The following is a 16,886-nucleotide window of genomic DNA, read 5'->3' as shown; positions in this document are numbered from 1 at the left end:
TCGTAAGACCGAATAAATTTGAATCATGAAAAAGAAATCACAGGCAGCCGTACTCTGAGGGAGAACAGGCTGTTTTTTGTTGACGAGGAAACAATATTGAGATATGATTTTTGTTAACAAGGAAACAAAGTTGCGGTCTGAAGGAGAGAATTTAGTGCTCAAAAATAAATCACTACAACACGAACAAAACACAGAACAATCCGTGGATAAAAAGGCTTTATTTTTTGGTCTTTTATCTGTGTTTCTTTGCGGAATAGGTTTCACCATCATCACACCGGTCGTCCCATTTTTAGTGCAGCCGTATATTAGCAATCCGGAAGAGCAAGCTATCGTGGTTACGCTGCTGACCTCTGTTTATGCAGTATGCGTGTTTTTTGCAGCCCCCGGTCTCGGCGCTTTAAGCGACAGATATGGCCGTCGTCCGATACTTTTAATATGCCTTTTGGGTTCTGCCATCGGATACTTCATTTTTGGCCTAGGAGGAGCTTTGTGGATCCTATTTGTAGGGCGCATCATAGAGGGTATAACAGGAGGGAGTATAAGCACAATCTTCGCTTTTTTTGCTGACATCATTCCCCCAGAACACAGAACAAAATACTTTGGTTGGATGAGTGCGGTTGTTGGTGTTGGGACTGTCATAGGCCCCACCTTTGGAGGACTACTTGCAAAGTTTGGTTATTCAATCCCAATGTATTTTGGAGCCACCATAACTTTATTGAATGTTGTATACGGATTGTTTTTTATGCCCGAAAGCCTTGAAAAAAATAAAAGATTGAAAGAGATTCCGTTTGTAAGACTGAATCCTTTTACACAATTAGCAAGTATCCTTTCTACGAAAAATTTAAAGAGATTGCTAATCTCAGCGTTTTTACTTTGGATACCGAACGGATCGCTTCAGGCAGTTTTTGCTCAATTTACATTGGATACATTCAGTTGGAATCCTGCACGAATCGGACTAATGTTTTCCATTATGGGCATTCAGGATATCATTTCACAAGCTTTCATCATGCCAAGGCTTTTGAAAAAACGTAGTGATCAAGAAATAGCAACTATCGGGATGATATCAGAGATCCTAGGCTACAGTCTTATAGCCGCTTCCGCTTTGTTCTCTTTCTATCCTCTTTTGATCATTGGAATGTTTATCTTTGCCTTTGGTGATTCCATCTTCGGACCTTCATTTAATGGGATGGTTTCCAAATCTGTTGATTCAGGTGAACAAGGAAGAATTCAAGGCGGCAGTCAATCTATTCAGGCTTTAGCAAGAATTATTGGACCAATTATGGGAGGTCAAATCTATGTATCTCTTGGTCATACTGCACCTGCTTTTATGGGGGTGATCCTACTGGCAGCTGCCATACTTGTTTTGGATAAGAGGAAGTATGTATATAGATAAATAGTACTAATTGGACTCCTGTATTTTAATAAATAAGAGTTGCTCTTAATTTGTTCATAAAAAATTAACAAAATGTTCACTTACGTGGAATTTCTCCTATCTCTATAATACAAAAGATAGCAACCAAGAAGGGATGATTGAAATTGCCAACGAATAAGAAAGAAAGTTTACAATTTGGGATGATTATGTGTTTTGGAATGGTCTTTGTAATGACCGTGTATAATCTTTACCTTAATGGGATGTTTGGAAAAATGAATTTATTAGAAGGAATATCAGATTTTGTCATAGGGTTTATCATTGCGTTAACGCTCGACGTATTTTTGGTTGGTCCAAATGCTAAGAAATTGGCATTAAAATTAACAGCGAAAAGGAACAATAAGCTCTATACAATCCTTGCCATATCAACCTGCATGGTGATTGGCATGGCCTTTTTCATGTCCATATACGGATTAGTGACCTACTCGATTCGAAATGGATACCACTCAAACTCCTTATTCACAGACTTTTTGTCCGTGTTTGCAAAAAATTTCATTGTGGCACTACCTTTGCAAATCGTGATCATGGGTCCATTCGTCCGTTTTATTTTTATGAAATATATTAAATCCACTCCTAACAATGTTGAATCGGTATAAATATTTATTGTCAGGAAAAAAGCTGAAGGTCTCTTGTAATCTTCAGCTTTTTATTTTTCATCCAAGCTGGATTCCCAGTAAAGAATCCTATTTAATAAAAGGAGAAAAACAAGAGAGGGAAAATGTACTATAATAGAGATAATCTTTTATGAAACATGATGTTTGGAAGTGAAAACCTATGCCATTAGAAATACTTCGTAATGATATCACCAAAATGAAAGTAGATGCGATTGTGAATGCAGCCAATACCGCTCTTAAAATGGGCGGGGGTGTTTGTGGAGCTATTTTCCAAGCAGCAGGTTCCAAAGAATTGCAGAAGGCATGCGATCAGATTGGTGGGTGTAAGACCGGGGGAGCTGTCATTACCGATGGATTCAATTTAAAGGCAAAGTATATCATTCATACAGCGGGGCCGATTTGGCAGGGTGGTGGACATCAGGAAGAAGACTTCTTAAAAGCTTCCTATAGGAACTCTCTGGAACTGGCAAAGGAACAACAATGCGAATCCATTGCGTTTCCGTTAATTTCCACTGGTATCTATGGTTATCCTCGGGAAGAAGCGCTCCAAATTGCCATATCCACGATCAGTTCATTTTTATTGAAAAATGATATGCTCGTTTACTTAGTTGTTTTTGACAAAGAATCTTTTGTAATCAGCGATAAACTATTTTCCTCGGTTCATCAATACATTGACGAGCATTATGTGGAAGAAGTGGAAAACCTTTTTAGTCGTAACAGGTCATTACAGATAGTAGAACCTCCATTGTGGGAGAGTGAAGTTTTTAAGGAAAACATTCTTGAATCTCAGGCTACGTTGGATGATTTGTTAAACCAGCTAGATGAACCATTTTCGGAACACCTTCTTCGTTTAATTGATGAAAAAGGAATGACGGATGTTGAGACATATAAAAGGGCCAACATTGACCGGCGTTTATTTTCAAAAATCCGGAATGGGGCTGATTATAATCCCAAAAAGAAAACGGTCCTTGCATTCGCAGTTGCCTTAAGTTTGAATATAGATGAAACAAATGAACTCCTAAACACAGCAGGGTTTACCTTGTCACATAGCAGTAAATTTGATGTTATTATCGAGTTTTTTATAAAGCAGGGAATCTACAATATTCATGAGATTAATGAGGCGTTATTTGCCTTTGATCAGCCATTACTGGGTTCTTAAAATGTCGCTTAAAAAGCGACCTTTTTTTATTTGATGATTGGTAAGATTTGATTATCAACAAAGGAGGGTTTATGAATTGAAAAAGATTCTAACAGAATTAGTGTTTATTTTAGATAAAAGTGGATCGATGGCAGGACTCGAATCTGATACCGTCGGAGGCTATAATGCAATGCTGAAGAAACAGCAAAAATCCGAAGGTAAAGCGTTTGTGACGACGGTTTTATTTAATGATAAATACGAATTATTACATGATCGAATCAATCTAAAGGGCATCTCCCCCATAACAGACGCCGATTATGAAGTTGGCGGCACCACCGCTCTATTAGATGCCATTGGTTTTACTATACAAAAAATCGTGAATGTCCAAAAGAGAACCAGCGAGAGCGAACGTGCTGATAGGGTCCTATTTGTGATAACAACGGATGGGATGGAAAATGCCAGCCGTGAATATACTGAGGAAAAAATCAGTAAGATGGTGAAACATCAAAGAGAGATATATGGCTGGGAATTCCTATTCCTAGGTGCCAACATTGACGCCATTGCGACCGCTGATCGATTCGGCATTCACGAGGACTTTGCTGTAGATTACCATGCTGATGAGTTGGGAACGGAAGTGAATTTTGAAGTGTTAAACGAAGCAGTAGACAACCTACGCGGCGGGGGAAGGTTGGACCGAAGCTGGAAAAAAGGAATTGAAAGGGATTTTAAACGTCGTTTATAAAAAAAGTCCAGATCCCTGAATTGCCTAGGTGTCCTGTTCCTTGTTTTCATTTGAAATGTCTATATTTCCATTATTAATATTTGTGAAGGAGTTATCGCCCCCATCACCAAAACTAAAATTTCCACCGATAATCGTATTGTTTGAAGTATGGCTATTTTGATCGGCTGCACCAAAATTGATGTTTGCATTATTGGCTATTCTTTGTACGTTAAAGTGAATGATATTTACTCGGTTTGACAAGTCAATCACCGTCCTTACTCCATTTTATTTTTCTAATACGATACGTGATTGTCCACCTGCCCAGCGATATTTTAATGATTAGTGCAGACGAATGAAAGACTTACCTACATTAATAAAGGATTCTTCATATACAGAAAGAAATAATACCAAGCTGGAGATTTCGTCCAAATGGGAAGGCAGCTATGAAGATCTTTGTAAACGGAAGTAAAAATGAAATCGAAACCAACCGTGATCAAGAGAGAGCTTTGTAGATTTTCCGAAAAATTATACTATCATTCCTGTCCAATACTCGTTATAGTAGATAAGTAGAATAACATCTATTATGCTATAAATTTGGTTATTGTTTTGGGAGGCATGAAAAAAAGTGTTGAACATTCGTCACGTAACAATGGAAGACTTACCTGAGCTTATCATTATCGAACAATTATGCTTTCCAAAAGAAGAGGCCGCAACGGAAGAAGCGTTGATAGAGCGAATTCAGAGGATTCCAGATAGTTTCTTTGTAGCAGAAGTGGATGGAGTGATTGTGGGGCTGGTGAATGGTCCTGTGATCGGAACTCCATTTATAACCGATGACCTTTATCATGAGATCAAGCCAAATCCTCCATCAGGTGGTCACCAAAGCATTTTGGGAATTGCAGTCACCCCGCATTTTCAAACTCGTGGTGTAGCTGCAGCTCTTTTAGAGTATTTTGAAAAAGTAGCAATTACTTGTAAACGTGAAACCATCACACTAACTTGTAAAGAAAATCTAATCGCGTTTTATGAAAAATATGGATACGTTAATCGGGGTGTTTCCAGTTCGGAGCATGGTGGTGTGACTTGGTATAACATGATTAAAACGATAGAATAAACTGGTCATACATGGTCATTTAGAACACCATTGAACAACCGATGGAACAAAGCAGCTCATATAGTAGTTAAAGGAGACAGGTCGAATCAAACCTGTCTCTTTTTTTATGTGATTTTTAGGATGTGGGGTTGTCTTTCAAAAAGATTTTTTCATAATAAAGATGAAAACTATACAAGAGCAACGATTTAATAATAAAGATCAGTGACAATTTTGGTTTGGTTAGTCTAACTAGCGAACCATAGCCAATTTTTCGTAAAATAGGAATTCCAAAATAGGTAAAAAAGGAATCAACCAATAAATTTAAGATCATATACCAATTAAATTTGCCAAACGTGAATTTTAAAATCCAAAGGCTGCCCACAATAAAAGGGCCGAAAATCATGGGGAATTCTCCTAAAAAATTAGGTTTGATGTTATAGGTGAACCACCACCACTTTTTCTTCTCGGCGTACACTCCCTCTACAATTACAAAAATGACCATGGCTAATGAGGCTGGAAGAAAACGTTTTAATGATTGTTTTCCAATTAATGGAATAGAGAGCCAAGGTAGAACCGCCATTAAAAAAACGAATTTATTGGTGTGCTTCATCAACTTCCGTCCTTTTTCTTCTTCGTTAAATGTATTTTTTCCCAATTCATAGTTCGTTATGTGTGGTATTATTTTTAGATATTTCTTAAGGGAAATATTGTATAATGGATGGGCTAGATTAAGGAGGCGAGAAGGATGAAACAACGTCCTATCCTTACAATTTCGATGACATCTTCCGAAAAAGTGATAAAGGTTTTTTCTATTTTGTTGATCGTAGGGCAATTTATTTATCTTTTTTACCTTTATAAAGGCCTGCCAGATAAAGTGCCCGTTCATTTTAATGCGATGGGTAAGGCGGATGGATGGGGAGGAAAGGGCTCCATTTGGACAATTCCGATTATTGAATCGCTATTATTTATTACTTTGTCTTTTGTTGAGCGGTATCCACATGTTTATAATTATCCTGTCAGAATTACAGAAGAAAATGCACCAAGACTTTATTTTGAAGCTCGTAGAATGATGGTGATCTTAAACTTTGAAATTGTTTTGCTTTTATCCTTGATCACATGGGAAAGTGTTCAAGTAGCTAAAGGCATGGATTCACATGGAGGTTGGTTTTTACCTGTATTTTTATTCATTATTTTAGGTACAGTTGGAATCACTGTTTATCGATTGATACGCATGAAATAACAAAAAACTGAACGAATGTAGATCCGCCCAGTTTTTTAATGTTTATATTAATTTCTTAATGGAATGCCTCTGGCAATTTTTCCATTTTTGACCTTTTGTAATCTTCTTTCCTTTTCACGCTCATATAAATGATGGACAAGATAATAAGAAACAATCCCTAATATGATTCCGAATACGATCATGCCAATTAGTACATGCAAACTGCCGTGAAGGAGGCTAAGTAGGGTATGGAAGTCACCGTGCATGAGTTTTTGGAATGAAAAGGGAATATGATGCCCATAGCTTGTTTTCATTGGAAAAATCATTTTTCCGATTTTTCTGGCAAATGGCAATAGAATTACCGGTAGGAAGGTTAGTTTTCCAATAATATTGCCAATAATGGATGCTGGCAATGAGCCTCTTGCAATCCTAACTGCAGGGACGAATAATATATAAATTAGCGATGCTGTCGAAATGACCAACATCTCCAAGCCAAAGCCAATCGCAAACCCCAGTGCCACTTTCTTGGCGCCACCTTTAGAACGCAGAAGTTTCAAATAATTCAGCTTAAACAATCGTCCAATTCTATTGAAAATATGATACTTTTTCACCGTATTTTTCATATGGCACCTCATTTCCAAAAAAATGGCCCTACAAAAGCAAACTTCCAATTTCAATGAAAAGGTTTCCTTTAATGAAATAATACCATAGATATAGTTAGAATGTATTAAAAAAGCATTAAAATACACCAAATTTTTTTAAAAGATGACAGGTACCGACGACAGTGCAACATAGTGCAACGACGGTGCCTGTCACCATCCGTGGACAAATGTATTTCTGGGGTGGACAACGATAGTGTTGTTTTGAAGTGTCCTCCCCAGGTGGACAAATGGCTGTTTTGTCTTTTTGTGGTGCCTGTCACCTTTTATATATTCAACAGTTCTTTAACCGCGTAGGCGAAGCCGTTTTGGTCATTTGTTTTGGTGATGATGTCGGCTTGTTGTTGGATATGGAAGGGTGCATTGCCCATTGCGACGGATGTGGTGGCTACTTTGAATTGTTCGAGGTCGTTGCCACCGTCGCCGAAGGCAAAGATTTCGTCGAATTTTAGGTTCATGATTTGCTGGTATTTTAAAAGGGCTGTTCCTTTGTTTGCTTCGACAGAGGTAAACTCGATATTGTTATCGTGGGAGGATGCCATGGATAGGTCAAATTTCCCTGAAATGGCTTTTTTGATTTGCTCGATTTTTTTAGGATCTTTTGCCACTGCCATAACTTTATAAATCTTCATGTTTTCTTTCTCTAAAATTTGGTCATAATCATAGTCTTTGAAAATCGGCTCGATTTCTTCGGTACTTTTTCCCTGGATTTTAGGATTTCGACATGGGAAACCGCCTTGGTTCGTATAAACCATTATCCATAGGCCAAATTCCCTTAAGCTGTTAAGTAAATCTTGATAAACAGAGATTTTCATTGAGCCTTCATGAAGAACATCGCCACTCTTTGAGTAGAGCACCGTTCCGTTAATGGTAATAATCGGTGTTTCTAACCTATGAAGTTCTTTAAACTGAATCACATCTTCGTATGCACGGCCTGTATTAATAATGACGCTATGCCCCTGATGACGCAATTCCTGTAAAACAGCATAGTTTTCCTCGGGTATTTCTCTTGCAGAATTTAATAATGTTCCATCTAAATCAATTGAAAAACATTTCATCGTCTCATTTTCCTTCCTTTTATACATAAGAATTACTATATCAAAAAATGAGAGGAGAAAAAATCTTTTCTCTATAATCGGAAGGCAATACATCCCCAAAGAAACAAAATTGATGATACTATATTGGTAATTGAAACATTATTTGGGGGAACAATCATGGTAGTAGTTAAAACTGTAAAATTTGATGGTGAGGAGATCCATTTTTTTAATCATGCGATTTATATCTTCGAGGATCATGCCCGGTTTAATTTAGAACTTGATTTAATTGTCAGTGAAGTGGTCTTAAAAAAATATAAAAAAGTGGAAAACTTAATTATTGAAATAGAATTAGATGATGGAAGATGGCTGAACTTGATCATGCATGTAAAAATTCTCCCTGGCAGACTGCCACAGTTGAATTTATTTTGTGAAATCGATGATATAGAGGACTATTGTGATTTTGTACAAGTAAAGGAAGCTGAATCAGACTTCCCTAATATAGAAGAGGGTATTACTTTAGAAGACATCAGAAAAGTAGAAATGCCGGATGAAGAGGTTAATATTAGGGTTAAGCTCCCGATTGATCAAGTCGAGTGGGTAAAAGGGCAGAAAAAAAGTCAATTGAGTGAAATGGTAAAAGAGTTCATTTATCAATATTGGGAGGATTACAACAAATAAAGGAGGGGAAATGATTGAGGATTGTTATTGCAGGCGGAACAGGCTTTATTGGAGAAAAATTAGTGAAAAATCTTCTTAAAGAAGGGCATCATGTCACCGTATTAACAAGGAGGGGACAGGTGTCTAGCGAAAATGTTGCCTATGTTCAGTGGCTGTCTCCAAATGCAACTCCTGAAAAAGACATCATCACTGCCGATGTGTTTATCAATTTAGCAGGGGTTTCCATAAATGAGGGCAGATGGAATGAGAGCCATCAAAAGCAAATTTATGAAAGCCGAATGAAGGCAACAAATGAACTGATAAGAATAATGGAAGCATTGGATCAGAAACCTAAGGTGCTAATCAATGCCAGCGCAATTGGGATTTATCCTGCTTCGGTAACAAAGATTTATTCAGAAGATTCACCCGAGATTGCGATTGATTTCTTAGGAAAAACCGTTTCGGATTGGGAGAAAAAAGCAGGAGAAGCGAGTCATCTTGGCATTCGAACAGTTTTTGTGAGATTTGGGGTTGTCCTAGGCCTTGAAGGAGGAGCACTTCCGCTTATGGTGCTGCCCTATAAATTATTTGTTGGTGGGACTGTAGGCTCCGGTGAACAATGGGTATCATGGGTTCATGTGACCGATGTGGTTCGGGCCATATCTTTTGCAATCAAGAATGAGCATGTAAAAGGACCAGTGAATGTAACGGCACCTACACCGGTACGAATGAAGGAATTTGGCAAAACCATCGGAGCGGTACTACATCGTCCGCACTGGCTGCCGGTACCTACCTTTGCCATGAAGCTGGCATTGGGTAAAAAAAGCGCTTTGGTGCTAGAAGGCCAGCATGTTAAACCCAGACGACTTATAGAAGAAGGGTTTGAGTATCAGTTCTCCTTGTTGCGAGCTGCTTTGGAGGATTTGTTAGGAGATTGTTGAATTTTCTTTTGGGATTGGCGACCTCATATTAGGCTTGTGCCAAACTAAAGTCGCCAATTCACCCGCACCTACATCACAACCAGTTATTATTTAACCCCAATAACTCGAATCCTCTTGTAATCTGCATACCAATGCCCATTTTTATATAATGTATCTTTTAATTCATCTTCAACAGATGAAATAATAGAGTCCCGAACATCTTCAGAAACACCCTCAAAAAAATCACTGGCAAACATGTGAATCCAATTTTTCAATCCATCATCACCGACCAGCTGAGTTGGTCGATCAAAATGCTGTGCAAATGTAACCCTAAATCCTATTTTCTCCATTAAATTGGAATACTCCCCAATGCTCGGATAATACCAAGGAAATGCATCACGATCGAATAAAAACCCTGCTTTTCCTAATTGATGAATGATTTCATCTGTTATCAATTGAACATTCCCTTTGCCGCCAAATTCTGCTACAAACCTTCCGCCCTTTTTCAAACAGGTAAAAATAGATTTCAGTGCTTTTTCAGGCTGTTTTACCCAATGCAGTGTGGCATTGGAGAAGACCGTATCAAAATCTTCCTGAAAGCTTAATTGTGTTATATCCTGAACCAAGAACGACAACTCAGGATATTTATTTTGCGCTTGAAATACCATATTCTCTGATTTATCCACGCCAACCACATCGGCTCCTAAGACTGCCAAATTCTTAGCCAAATCACCAGTTCCACAGCCAAGATCAAGAATTTTTTCACCTTTTTTTGGTGACAATAACTCTATTAATCCTGTGCCATATTGGGAAACAAACGAATGATTCCCATCATATAAATTGGCATCCCACATATCTTTTGTCCGGCTTCCAGTATCCATTTCCTTTCATCCCCCTTAAAATCGCTCAAAGGTGACTGAACTTTTCTGTTAATTTCGATTATACCTGTAGTTATGATAAAATGGGAACATTAATCATTTGGAGGCTTGTATGATAACTTTTGAACAAAAACTTGCGATTATTGAATCATTCCCTGAATTGGAACGAGTAAACGTTTCACTTGGCAGGGTGAATTATCAATTTAATGAGAGTATCTATGAAAAGAAAAATGTGGTGTATCATCTACATCCCAACGGTAATGGCTTCGTCTATGCAGGAAAACTAACCAATTACCAAACGGATCAAAAAGGGCTCGTGAATATTCGTGACTATTCAGCCGAGGAGCTGAAGCAATTAATTAAAGAATCGATTTCCAGTTTATCAGCTAATAAAAAAACCGTGGCAGAAGCAGCCATCATTGGCGAAAATCAAGAAGAGCGCTGGGTGAATGATGCAAATGAAGTACTTATGCTGATTCTTGAAGAAGAAGTTTGGAATATTTATTTTGGACTAAATCTCGAAGAAACCTTTGATACACTGGAAGAAGCGGAAGCTTTTTTAATGGAAGAAGGGTTTAAAAGGGCATAACATAGTCAGAAATTAGAAGAGGGCTGCTAATGGCAACCCTCCATNNAGACCGTATTGTTCTTTTAATAAATGGTTAATCTTGGAGACTGTCATCAATGGCTCCGCATTATTTTTTAAAAAAACATGTGCTGTAAAAGAAAAGTGGTCTGTTGTCACCGTCCATAGATGCATCTCATGGACATCCTCAACACCTTCGACGGCCTTAATCGCTTGGCGGATTTCGTCTAGGTCAAATTGATCCGGTACGGTTTCCATCAAAATAAAGTAAGATTCCTTCATAATCTTGGCACCACCGATCAGAATGACGGTCCCAATAACCATACTAATGATAGGGTCAATTAAGTTTAAGCCTGTAAAGTGAATGAGGATAGCTGAAATAATTACCCCAACTGAGTTGAGCAGATCCCCAATAAAATGCCATAGTGCGCTTTTTATATTTAAATTTTCCTCTTGCTTTGTACTTCGCGCGAGAACGATTGTCAGGACGATATTTACAATTAAACCGATGGTGGCGACAGTTAGCATTAACTGAAGTTCAATTTCCCTAGGTGCAATGATCCGTTTGAACCCTTCGATAAATATACCAATTGCGATGATAATTAAGGCAAGTCCATTGATGAATGATGCCAGAATCTCAAAGCGAAGGAATCCGAATGTATACCTTTTATTTGGTTTTCTTGTAGCCAAATAAATCGCTGTCATGCTAAAACCCAATGCGATGACATCGGATGCCATATGGGCTGAGTCTGATAAAAGGGCAAGTGAACCAGACAACAAACCGCCAATTACTTCCACAAGGGTGAAGAACAACGTCAAAAATAACGTAATCCATAATGTTTTCTTCGACTTTTGTTGGAATTTCACGTGATTGGGAAAGTGAAAATCAAATTCACTCATCATTTCTCACTCCTAGAATAAAAAATTCCTCCTATATCCATTATACTCCTTTATTGGATAAATTCATGATAAAAAGGGTGTCTCATTTGAGACACCCTCATTCATGCGAAATCACAGACTATTGATTCTGTTGATTTCTTAAAGCCTGTTCAGCATAAGCGACGAGACGTTTAGTCATTTCGCCGCCCACTGATCCATTTGCTCGCGCGGTCGTATCAGCACCAAGTTGAACTCCAAACTCATTGGCAATTTCTGCTTTCATCTGATCTAAAGCATTATCTGCACCAGGAACCAACAGTTTGTTTCTAGCCATGATCCATCACTCCCGACGATTTTTTTAGAGCAATTATATTGAAATTGCTCGTAATTAATCTGCCCACATCTATAAAGCGCTATCAAAACGTTAATAAAAAATTCACATTGGTTTTGAGAAAAAAGAGTTAAAATAAGTATGTTCATTATTTCACAATCTTAAGGAGTTCATCATTATGGCTTATAGTAAACCAGACAAAATTATGGAGATTACTGTTGAGAATGGAGTGAAAAAGACAAAGTATGCCTCTTTGCAAACCTTAATTCTAGGTTTTGAAGCAGGGGCGTTTATTGCTCTTGGCTATTTGCTTTATATAAGAATTACAGCAACCATGACGGGGGATTTCGCAGGAATCAGCAGTTTAGTAGGAGCTTCCGTATTCCCGATTGGTTTGATTCTTACTTTATTAGGCGGAGGGGAGCTGCTAACAGGTAATATGATGGCAGTGCCGCTGGCAAGAATGGCAAAGAAAATCACCACAGGAAAGCTGCTGTATAACTGGCTGCTAGTGACTTTGAGCAATTTTGTCGGTGCTATCTTTGTGGCGTATTTTTTCGGCCATGTAGTCGGATTAACGGAAACAGCGCCTTTCTTGGAAAAAACAGTTAGTATCGCTCAGCACAAACTGGAAGTATCATTTATTCAGGCATTTGTCTCAGGAATTGGCTGTAACTGGCTGGTAGCCTCAGCCGTATGGTTATGTTATGGGGCAGAGGATATGTCAGGTAAGATTTTAGGAATATGGTTTCCTACCATGTCATTCGTAGCAATTGGCTTTCAGCACGTTGTCGCCAATATGTTTGTCATACCTGCCGCGATCTTTGCTGGACATTTCACTTGGATGGAATATCTCCAAAACTTTGTTCCTGTCTTTTTAGGCAATGCGGTCGGGGGTACCATCTTTATTGCAATGGCCTATTATCATGCCTATCGAAAGCATGAACCAATTAAAAAATCGACTACTATTTTTCAGCCTATGAGAAAAACAGCAGCTAAATAAATAATATTATTATGTTAACTAGAAACCGATGAACTCTAAGAAAAAGAGACATCGGTTTTTTGTATATAAGCAAATAAATTGTTTCTAAGAAACATTGTTTTTATAATCATTATTGTCAAACAATTTAAGTAAAAAGGGGATAGGTGCATGAAATTTGTAGCCATTGTGGGAAGTCTACGAAAAGATTCGTATAACCGCATGTTAGCAAAAACCTTTCAGGAGCGTTATACAAACCAATTCGAATTGGAAATACTCGAAATTGGCCAACTGCCATACTATGATCAGGATATTGAAAATGATCCAGCACAAACGGTTCTTGATTTTAAAAAGAAAGTCAAAGAAGCTGATGCCGTTCTTATTTTAACACCTGAATATAACTGGTCGATCCCTGGCGTGCTAAAAAATGCACTGGATTGGTTATCCAGAGTAGACAAGGTTTTAGTTTGTAAGCCTGTTTTGATAGCAGGGGCAGCCACTGGCATTATGGGTACTTTACGTGCACAATTACATATCCGCCAGATTTTAGCCGGTATGCAAGTTAACCTATTCCCACCGGCAGGCAATGAAATTCTGATTGGCCAAGCGCAAACAAAGTTTGATCAGGAAACTGAGCGTCTCAAAGATGGGGCAACACTCTCGTTTATTGATGCTGTCATGGAACGATTTGTAAAATTTGTTCAGGAAGCCTAGTTAAAAATTTGGATAAAAGGCAGCAAAAATCATCATGATATAATATGGTGACCATAATTTGGAAATATCAAGGAGGCCTTTAATTGATGTATACATCCATTCAAGAATTTATTGGTGATTGGACCCATGAAGCTGGATCCACGCAAAAAGTTTTTGATGCTCTAACAGACGCATCCCTTCAGCAAATGGTGTCAGCGGAAGACCGCAGTTTAGGAAAAATCGCTTGGCATATTGTAACGAGCACATCCGGTATGCTGAGTGAATTCGGGCTGAAGGTGGAACAGGTTGAGAATGCGAATCAAGTTCCAGATTCTGCAAAGGAAATTGCTGATACCTTTCGCAAAGTGACAGCCGATACGATGGAGGCTGTTAAGCAATGGTCAGATTCATCGTTATCAGATAAGATCCATGTTTTTGGCAGGGAAATGGCTAAGGCCGTTACATTAGACCTCCTCATTAAGCATCTCATCCATCATCGCGGGCAAATTACCGTTCTTATGCGTCAAGCAGGTGTGAAGGTTCCAGGCATATACGGACCTGCAAGAGAAGAATGGAGTCTAATTGGAATGGAAGCTCCCAGCCTATAATCTTATCCTTTCTCTATATAAGCACACAAATTGCGTGTGCTTATTTATTTTTCTTAATTTTTGTAATATTTACAAATTTGTTGCTTTATGATTTTATTGAAATAGGACTTTTCAATGATTGGGAGGGAAAAAATGATTGAGCGAGGCCCATCCGTTTTAACGTGGAAGTTTATGACGCGAATATTTCATCATTTCACAGAGGGTGTCATGATTATCGACCCTGAAGGAGAAGTGATCATTTTTAATGCAGTCGCAAGAAAATTATTACAAGTGGATTATTCCGTTCATACCATTACGGATCTCCCAAAAGACATTCAATATATTTGGGAAAATCGCTACAAACGGGTTAACTTTTTGCCGTCATTCGGATTAGAGGTGGATGTGATTCCCGGGTTTGGTGATGGTCTGGCGCTAATCATCAGAAATCAGAGCGGGGAAGAATTACCAAAGGAAGAAACCCGTGATGAATTTCAGGCCCTTCTAGATTTGGTCGTGGATGACATTATGATTGCTGATGGGCAGGGAAACATTCTACGGGTCCATGAGCGGTGTGAGAGTATCTACTGTTATTCGCGGGAACAATTAATCGGAAAAAACGTGAAAGACTTAGAAAAAGAAGGCGTTTTTTTTCCATCAGGAATTGCTTTAGCGATTGAAAAAAGGGAAAATATAACGATACTTCAGGAGACCGCTAATCATAAACGTCTCCTTGTACAATCCAACATACTCTGGGGGAAGAACGGCGAAATTAATCGGGTAATCTGCACCTCAACCGATATCTCCACTGTAAACCCTCGTTCCGTTTTTCCTATCATCGATACACATCAGATTCATCAGCAATGGCTTAAACAAGAAAATTTCGTGATTAAAAGCAATATCATGAAAGAATTTTTTACATTTGCTTCAAAGGCTGCTAAAACAGACTCAACCATTCTTTTGCTTGGAGAGTCTGGAAATGGAAAATCAGAATTGGCCCGGTTGATCCACAAAATGAGTAAACGAAAGCTCCAGCCCTTCATCCCGTTAAATTGTGCAGCGATTCCGGAAACATTGATGGAAAGTGAAATGTTTGGTTACGAAGAAGGTGCTTTTACCGGGACGAAACGTCAGGGAAAAAAAGGATTTTTTGAAAAAGCAAACGGTGGAACTATCTTTTTAGATGAGGTAGCAGAATTACCGTTGTCGCTCCAGGCCAAGCTTCTTCATGTCTTACAAAACAAATCCTTTTACCGTGTCGGAGGTTCAGAGTTAATGGAAGTGGATGTCCGTGTTTTGGCCGCCACCAATCAGGACTTGGAAGCACTTGTCCATGAAGGCAAATTTAGAAGTGACCTGTATTACCGGCTTTACGTCATCCCCTTACATGTTCCATCTTTAAGGGAACGTCCAGAGGATATCATTCCTCTTTTACTCACATCTTTAGAGAAAATTAATGCCAGAGAAGGTCTTGAGAAACAATTTTCCAATGAGGTACTGTCCTTATTAAGCCGATACCACTGGCCTGGTAATGTCCGAGAACTGGAAAATGCGGTAGAATGGATGTTTGTCGCTTCCGATGGCGATAGAATTGAAATAGAAGCTCTTCCAAGAAAATTAAAAAAAGAATTATTGGGAATGGATGAAGAGAGTCCGATCACGATCCATAAAATCATTCCCTTAAAGGATGCTATTGATATAGTAGAAAAAGAACTAATTAAAAAGGCTCAGACGGTGGCAACTAGTACATACAAAATTGCTGATCTTTTAAAAATAAATCAATCAACGGTTGTTAGGAAGCTAAACAAGATGCAAATGATGCCCAATCATGACAATGATGCATCCCAACATTAAAAGGAACAAGATGAACCGTTTCATAATGTTTCCTTGCATTACACGTCAATCCTATCAAAAACGCCAATCCTGTGAGATTAGGCGTTTTTTATTTTTTGTAAAATTGGCATAATTCTTGCAATTTATGAAGGCAGTAGGTTAAAGGAGGGAAATAGAAAGATGAAATTAAAATCATGGAGAAATGGCATGCTTGCGCTTAGCTGTTCATTGATGTTGGCAGCATGCGGCGGTGAAAAACAAGGTGGAAGCCAAACAACTTCCACGAAAAAAAGTGACGGAAAAACGTTGAACCTGCTTACATGGGAAGGATATGCTGATCCTAAATTCGTCAAGGGATTTGAAGAAAAGTATGGGGTGAAGGTCACAGCCACTTATTTTGGCTCCAGTGATGAGTTGGTATCTAAGCTCAAAGGCGGCGGAGGCAATGTATATGATGTAATATCCCCATCTTCGGATGTTGCTGGTTATTTAGTAAACGAAGGACTTGTAGCACCAATCAATCTAGACAATGTTCCAAACTACAACAAATTGGCTACCAAGCTTGTGGATATGAAAGACGTAAAAAAAGGCGGCAAAACATACGGGATTCCATTTACTTGGGGACCTGATTCACTT

Annotated in this window: 20 protein-coding genes and 1 pseudogene; 14 read left to right on the top strand and 7 right to left on the bottom strand. The window is 38.5% G+C overall.

What is annotated here, in order from left to right; all coding sequences use genetic code 11:
* The first annotated feature begins 154 nt into the window (after window positions 1-154).
* The 4 genes from V7083_RS19705 to V7083_RS19690 all read left to right on the top strand — a co-directional run bounded on the left by V7083_RS19705 (window position 155) and on the right by V7083_RS19690 (window position 3,923).
* Window positions 155-1,393, top strand: coding sequence for an MFS transporter (locus V7083_RS19705; protein ID WP_335481118.1), 1,239 nt, complete (start codon window positions 155-157; stop codon window positions 1,391-1,393).
* A 143-nt stretch (window positions 1,394-1,536) separates the two neighbouring features.
* Window positions 1,537-2,025: a DUF2798 domain-containing protein gene (locus tag V7083_RS19700; RefSeq protein ID WP_335481116.1), complete on the top strand. Its 489-nt coding sequence runs from the start codon at window positions 1,537-1,539 to the stop codon at window positions 2,023-2,025.
* 178 nt (window positions 2,026-2,203) lie between these two features.
* Entirely contained in the window at window positions 2,204-3,202 is a 999-nt protein-coding gene (locus V7083_RS19695) for a macro domain-containing protein (protein ID WP_335481114.1), read from the top strand.
* Window positions 3,203-3,278: 76 nt separating this feature from the next.
* On the top strand, window positions 3,279-3,923 hold the full coding sequence (locus tag V7083_RS19690; RefSeq protein ID WP_335481112.1) for a vWA domain-containing protein: 645 nt from the start codon (window positions 3,279-3,281) through the stop codon (window positions 3,921-3,923).
* Between the two features lie 24 nt (window positions 3,924-3,947).
* On the opposite strand, the gene V7083_RS19685 is transcribed toward V7083_RS19690, so the two are convergent.
* Window positions 3,948-4,172 carry a hypothetical protein gene (locus tag V7083_RS19685; RefSeq protein WP_335481110.1) on the bottom strand — a complete coding sequence of 75 codons (225 nt, stop codon included), beginning with the start codon at window positions 4,170-4,172 and terminating at the stop codon, window positions 3,948-3,950.
* A 355-nt stretch (window positions 4,173-4,527) separates the two neighbouring features.
* Here V7083_RS19685 and V7083_RS19680 point away from each other — a divergent pair, with 355 nt between their 5' ends.
* Complete coding sequence (locus V7083_RS19680) at window positions 4,528-5,016, top strand: GNAT family N-acetyltransferase (protein ID WP_335481108.1); 489 nt, start codon at window positions 4,528-4,530, stop codon at window positions 5,014-5,016.
* A 115-nt stretch (window positions 5,017-5,131) separates the two neighbouring features.
* Here the strand turns inward: V7083_RS19680 and V7083_RS19675 are convergent, their stop codons facing one another.
* On the bottom strand, window positions 5,132-5,605 hold the full coding sequence (locus V7083_RS19675; protein WP_335481106.1) for a hypothetical protein: 474 nt from the start codon (window positions 5,603-5,605) through the stop codon (window positions 5,132-5,134).
* A gap of 135 nt (window positions 5,606-5,740) precedes the next feature.
* On the opposite strand from V7083_RS19675, the gene V7083_RS19670 reads away from it, so the two are divergent.
* Complete coding sequence (locus V7083_RS19670) at window positions 5,741-6,235, top strand: DUF1648 domain-containing protein (RefSeq protein ID WP_335481104.1); 495 nt, start codon at window positions 5,741-5,743, stop codon at window positions 6,233-6,235.
* Between the two features lie 47 nt (window positions 6,236-6,282).
* Here the strand turns inward: V7083_RS19670 and V7083_RS19665 are convergent, their stop codons facing one another.
* Together V7083_RS19665 and V7083_RS19660 are read right to left on the bottom strand one after the other, a co-directional pair.
* Window positions 6,283-6,837, bottom strand: a complete 555-nt coding sequence (locus V7083_RS19665) for a DUF2062 domain-containing protein (RefSeq protein WP_335481102.1) — start codon at window positions 6,835-6,837, stop codon at window positions 6,283-6,285.
* Window positions 6,838-7,139: 302 nt separating this feature from the next.
* Window positions 7,140-7,931 carry a Cof-type HAD-IIB family hydrolase gene (locus V7083_RS19660; RefSeq protein WP_335481100.1) on the bottom strand — a complete coding sequence of 264 codons (792 nt, stop codon included), beginning with the start codon at window positions 7,929-7,931 and terminating at the stop codon, window positions 7,140-7,142.
* 156 nt (window positions 7,932-8,087) lie between these two features.
* On the opposite strand from V7083_RS19660, the gene V7083_RS19655 reads away from it, so the two are divergent.
* Together V7083_RS19655 and V7083_RS19650 are read left to right on the top strand one after the other, a co-directional pair.
* Window positions 8,088-8,588: a hypothetical protein gene (locus tag V7083_RS19655; RefSeq protein ID WP_335481098.1), complete on the top strand. Its 501-nt coding sequence runs from the start codon at window positions 8,088-8,090 to the stop codon at window positions 8,586-8,588.
* A gap of 14 nt (window positions 8,589-8,602) precedes the next feature.
* Window positions 8,603-9,508 (top strand): TIGR01777 family oxidoreductase, encoded by a 906-nt coding sequence (locus tag V7083_RS19650; RefSeq protein ID WP_335481096.1) that lies wholly within the window; start codon window positions 8,603-8,605, stop codon window positions 9,506-9,508.
* An 86-nt stretch (window positions 9,509-9,594) separates the two neighbouring features.
* On the opposite strand, the gene V7083_RS19645 is transcribed toward V7083_RS19650, so the two are convergent.
* On the bottom strand, window positions 9,595-10,368 hold the full coding sequence (locus V7083_RS19645) for a class I SAM-dependent methyltransferase (protein ID WP_335481095.1): 774 nt from the start codon (window positions 10,366-10,368) through the stop codon (window positions 9,595-9,597).
* 109 nt (window positions 10,369-10,477) lie between these two features.
* Between V7083_RS19645 and V7083_RS19640 the strand changes: the two genes are divergently transcribed.
* Window positions 10,478-10,954 (top strand): hypothetical protein, encoded by a 477-nt coding sequence (locus tag V7083_RS19640; RefSeq protein WP_335481093.1) that lies wholly within the window; start codon window positions 10,478-10,480, stop codon window positions 10,952-10,954.
* Window positions 10,955-11,002: 48 nt separating this feature from the next.
* On the opposite strand, the pseudogene V7083_RS19635 reads toward V7083_RS19640, so the two are convergent.
* A pseudogene (locus V7083_RS19635) lies at window positions 11,003-11,851 on the bottom strand (cation diffusion facilitator family transporter); the annotation flags it as partial.
* Between the two features lie 118 nt (window positions 11,852-11,969).
* Window positions 11,970-12,164: an alpha/beta-type small acid-soluble spore protein gene (locus V7083_RS19630; protein ID WP_335481089.1), complete on the bottom strand. Its 195-nt coding sequence runs from the start codon at window positions 12,162-12,164 to the stop codon at window positions 11,970-11,972.
* A 175-nt stretch (window positions 12,165-12,339) separates the two neighbouring features.
* Between V7083_RS19630 and V7083_RS19625 the strand changes: the two genes are divergently transcribed.
* The 5 genes from V7083_RS19625 to V7083_RS19605 form a co-directional block, all read left to right on the top strand.
* Window positions 12,340-13,164 (top strand): formate/nitrite transporter family protein, encoded by an 825-nt coding sequence (locus V7083_RS19625; RefSeq protein ID WP_335481088.1) that lies wholly within the window; start codon window positions 12,340-12,342, stop codon window positions 13,162-13,164.
* 147 nt (window positions 13,165-13,311) lie between these two features.
* Window positions 13,312-13,854: an NADPH-dependent FMN reductase gene (locus tag V7083_RS19620; protein ID WP_335481086.1), complete on the top strand. Its 543-nt coding sequence runs from the start codon at window positions 13,312-13,314 to the stop codon at window positions 13,852-13,854.
* A gap of 86 nt (window positions 13,855-13,940) precedes the next feature.
* Window positions 13,941-14,441: a DinB family protein gene (locus V7083_RS19615; RefSeq protein WP_335481084.1), complete on the top strand. Its 501-nt coding sequence runs from the start codon at window positions 13,941-13,943 to the stop codon at window positions 14,439-14,441.
* A 132-nt stretch (window positions 14,442-14,573) separates the two neighbouring features.
* Window positions 14,574-16,271, top strand: coding sequence for a sigma-54 interaction domain-containing protein (locus V7083_RS19610; protein ID WP_335481082.1), 1,698 nt, complete (start codon window positions 14,574-14,576; stop codon window positions 16,269-16,271).
* Between the two features lie 159 nt (window positions 16,272-16,430).
* On the top strand, window positions 16,431-16,886 hold a 456-nt coding region (locus V7083_RS19605), incomplete at its 3' end, for an extracellular solute-binding protein (protein WP_335481080.1).

Source organism: Bacillus sp. JJ1764 (genome assembly GCF_036962145.1).
Lineage (GTDB): Bacteria > Bacillota > Bacilli > Bacillales > Cytobacillaceae > Neobacillus.
The sequence above is the reverse complement of the archived record's forward strand: the minus strand, read 5'-3'. Positions and strand labels throughout refer to the sequence as shown.

Coding starts and splice junctions, on each gene's coding strand:
- V7083_RS19695 (WP_335481114.1), top strand. CDS start 2,204: ATGCCATTAGAAATACTTCGTAATGATATCACCAAAATGAAAGTAGAT.
- V7083_RS19675 (WP_335481106.1), bottom strand. CDS start 5,605: ATGAAGCACACCAATAAATTCGTTTTTTTAATGGCGGTTCTACCTTGG.
- V7083_RS19670 (WP_335481104.1), top strand. CDS start 5,741: ATGAAACAACGTCCTATCCTTACAATTTCGATGACATCTTCCGAAAAA.
- V7083_RS19665 (WP_335481102.1), bottom strand. CDS start 6,837: ATGAAAAATACGGTGAAAAAGTATCATATTTTCAATAGAATTGGACGA.
- V7083_RS19660 (WP_335481100.1), bottom strand. CDS start 7,931: ATGAAATGTTTTTCAATTGATTTAGATGGAACATTATTAAATTCTGCA.
- V7083_RS19655 (WP_335481098.1), top strand. CDS start 8,088: ATGGTAGTAGTTAAAACTGTAAAATTTGATGGTGAGGAGATCCATTTT.
- V7083_RS19645 (WP_335481095.1), bottom strand. CDS start 10,368: ATGGATACTGGAAGCCGGACAAAAGATATGTGGGATGCCAATTTATAT.
- V7083_RS19640 (WP_335481093.1), top strand. CDS start 10,478: ATGATAACTTTTGAACAAAAACTTGCGATTATTGAATCATTCCCTGAA.
- V7083_RS19630 (WP_335481089.1), bottom strand. CDS start 12,164: ATGGCTAGAAACAAACTGTTGGTTCCTGGTGCAGATAATGCTTTAGAT.
- V7083_RS19625 (WP_335481088.1), top strand. CDS start 12,340: ATGGCTTATAGTAAACCAGACAAAATTATGGAGATTACTGTTGAGAAT.
- V7083_RS19620 (WP_335481086.1), top strand. CDS start 13,312: ATGAAATTTGTAGCCATTGTGGGAAGTCTACGAAAAGATTCGTATAAC.
- V7083_RS19615 (WP_335481084.1), top strand. CDS start 13,941: ATGTATACATCCATTCAAGAATTTATTGGTGATTGGACCCATGAAGCT.
- V7083_RS19610 (WP_335481082.1), top strand. CDS start 14,574: ATGATTGAGCGAGGCCCATCCGTTTTAACGTGGAAGTTTATGACGCGA.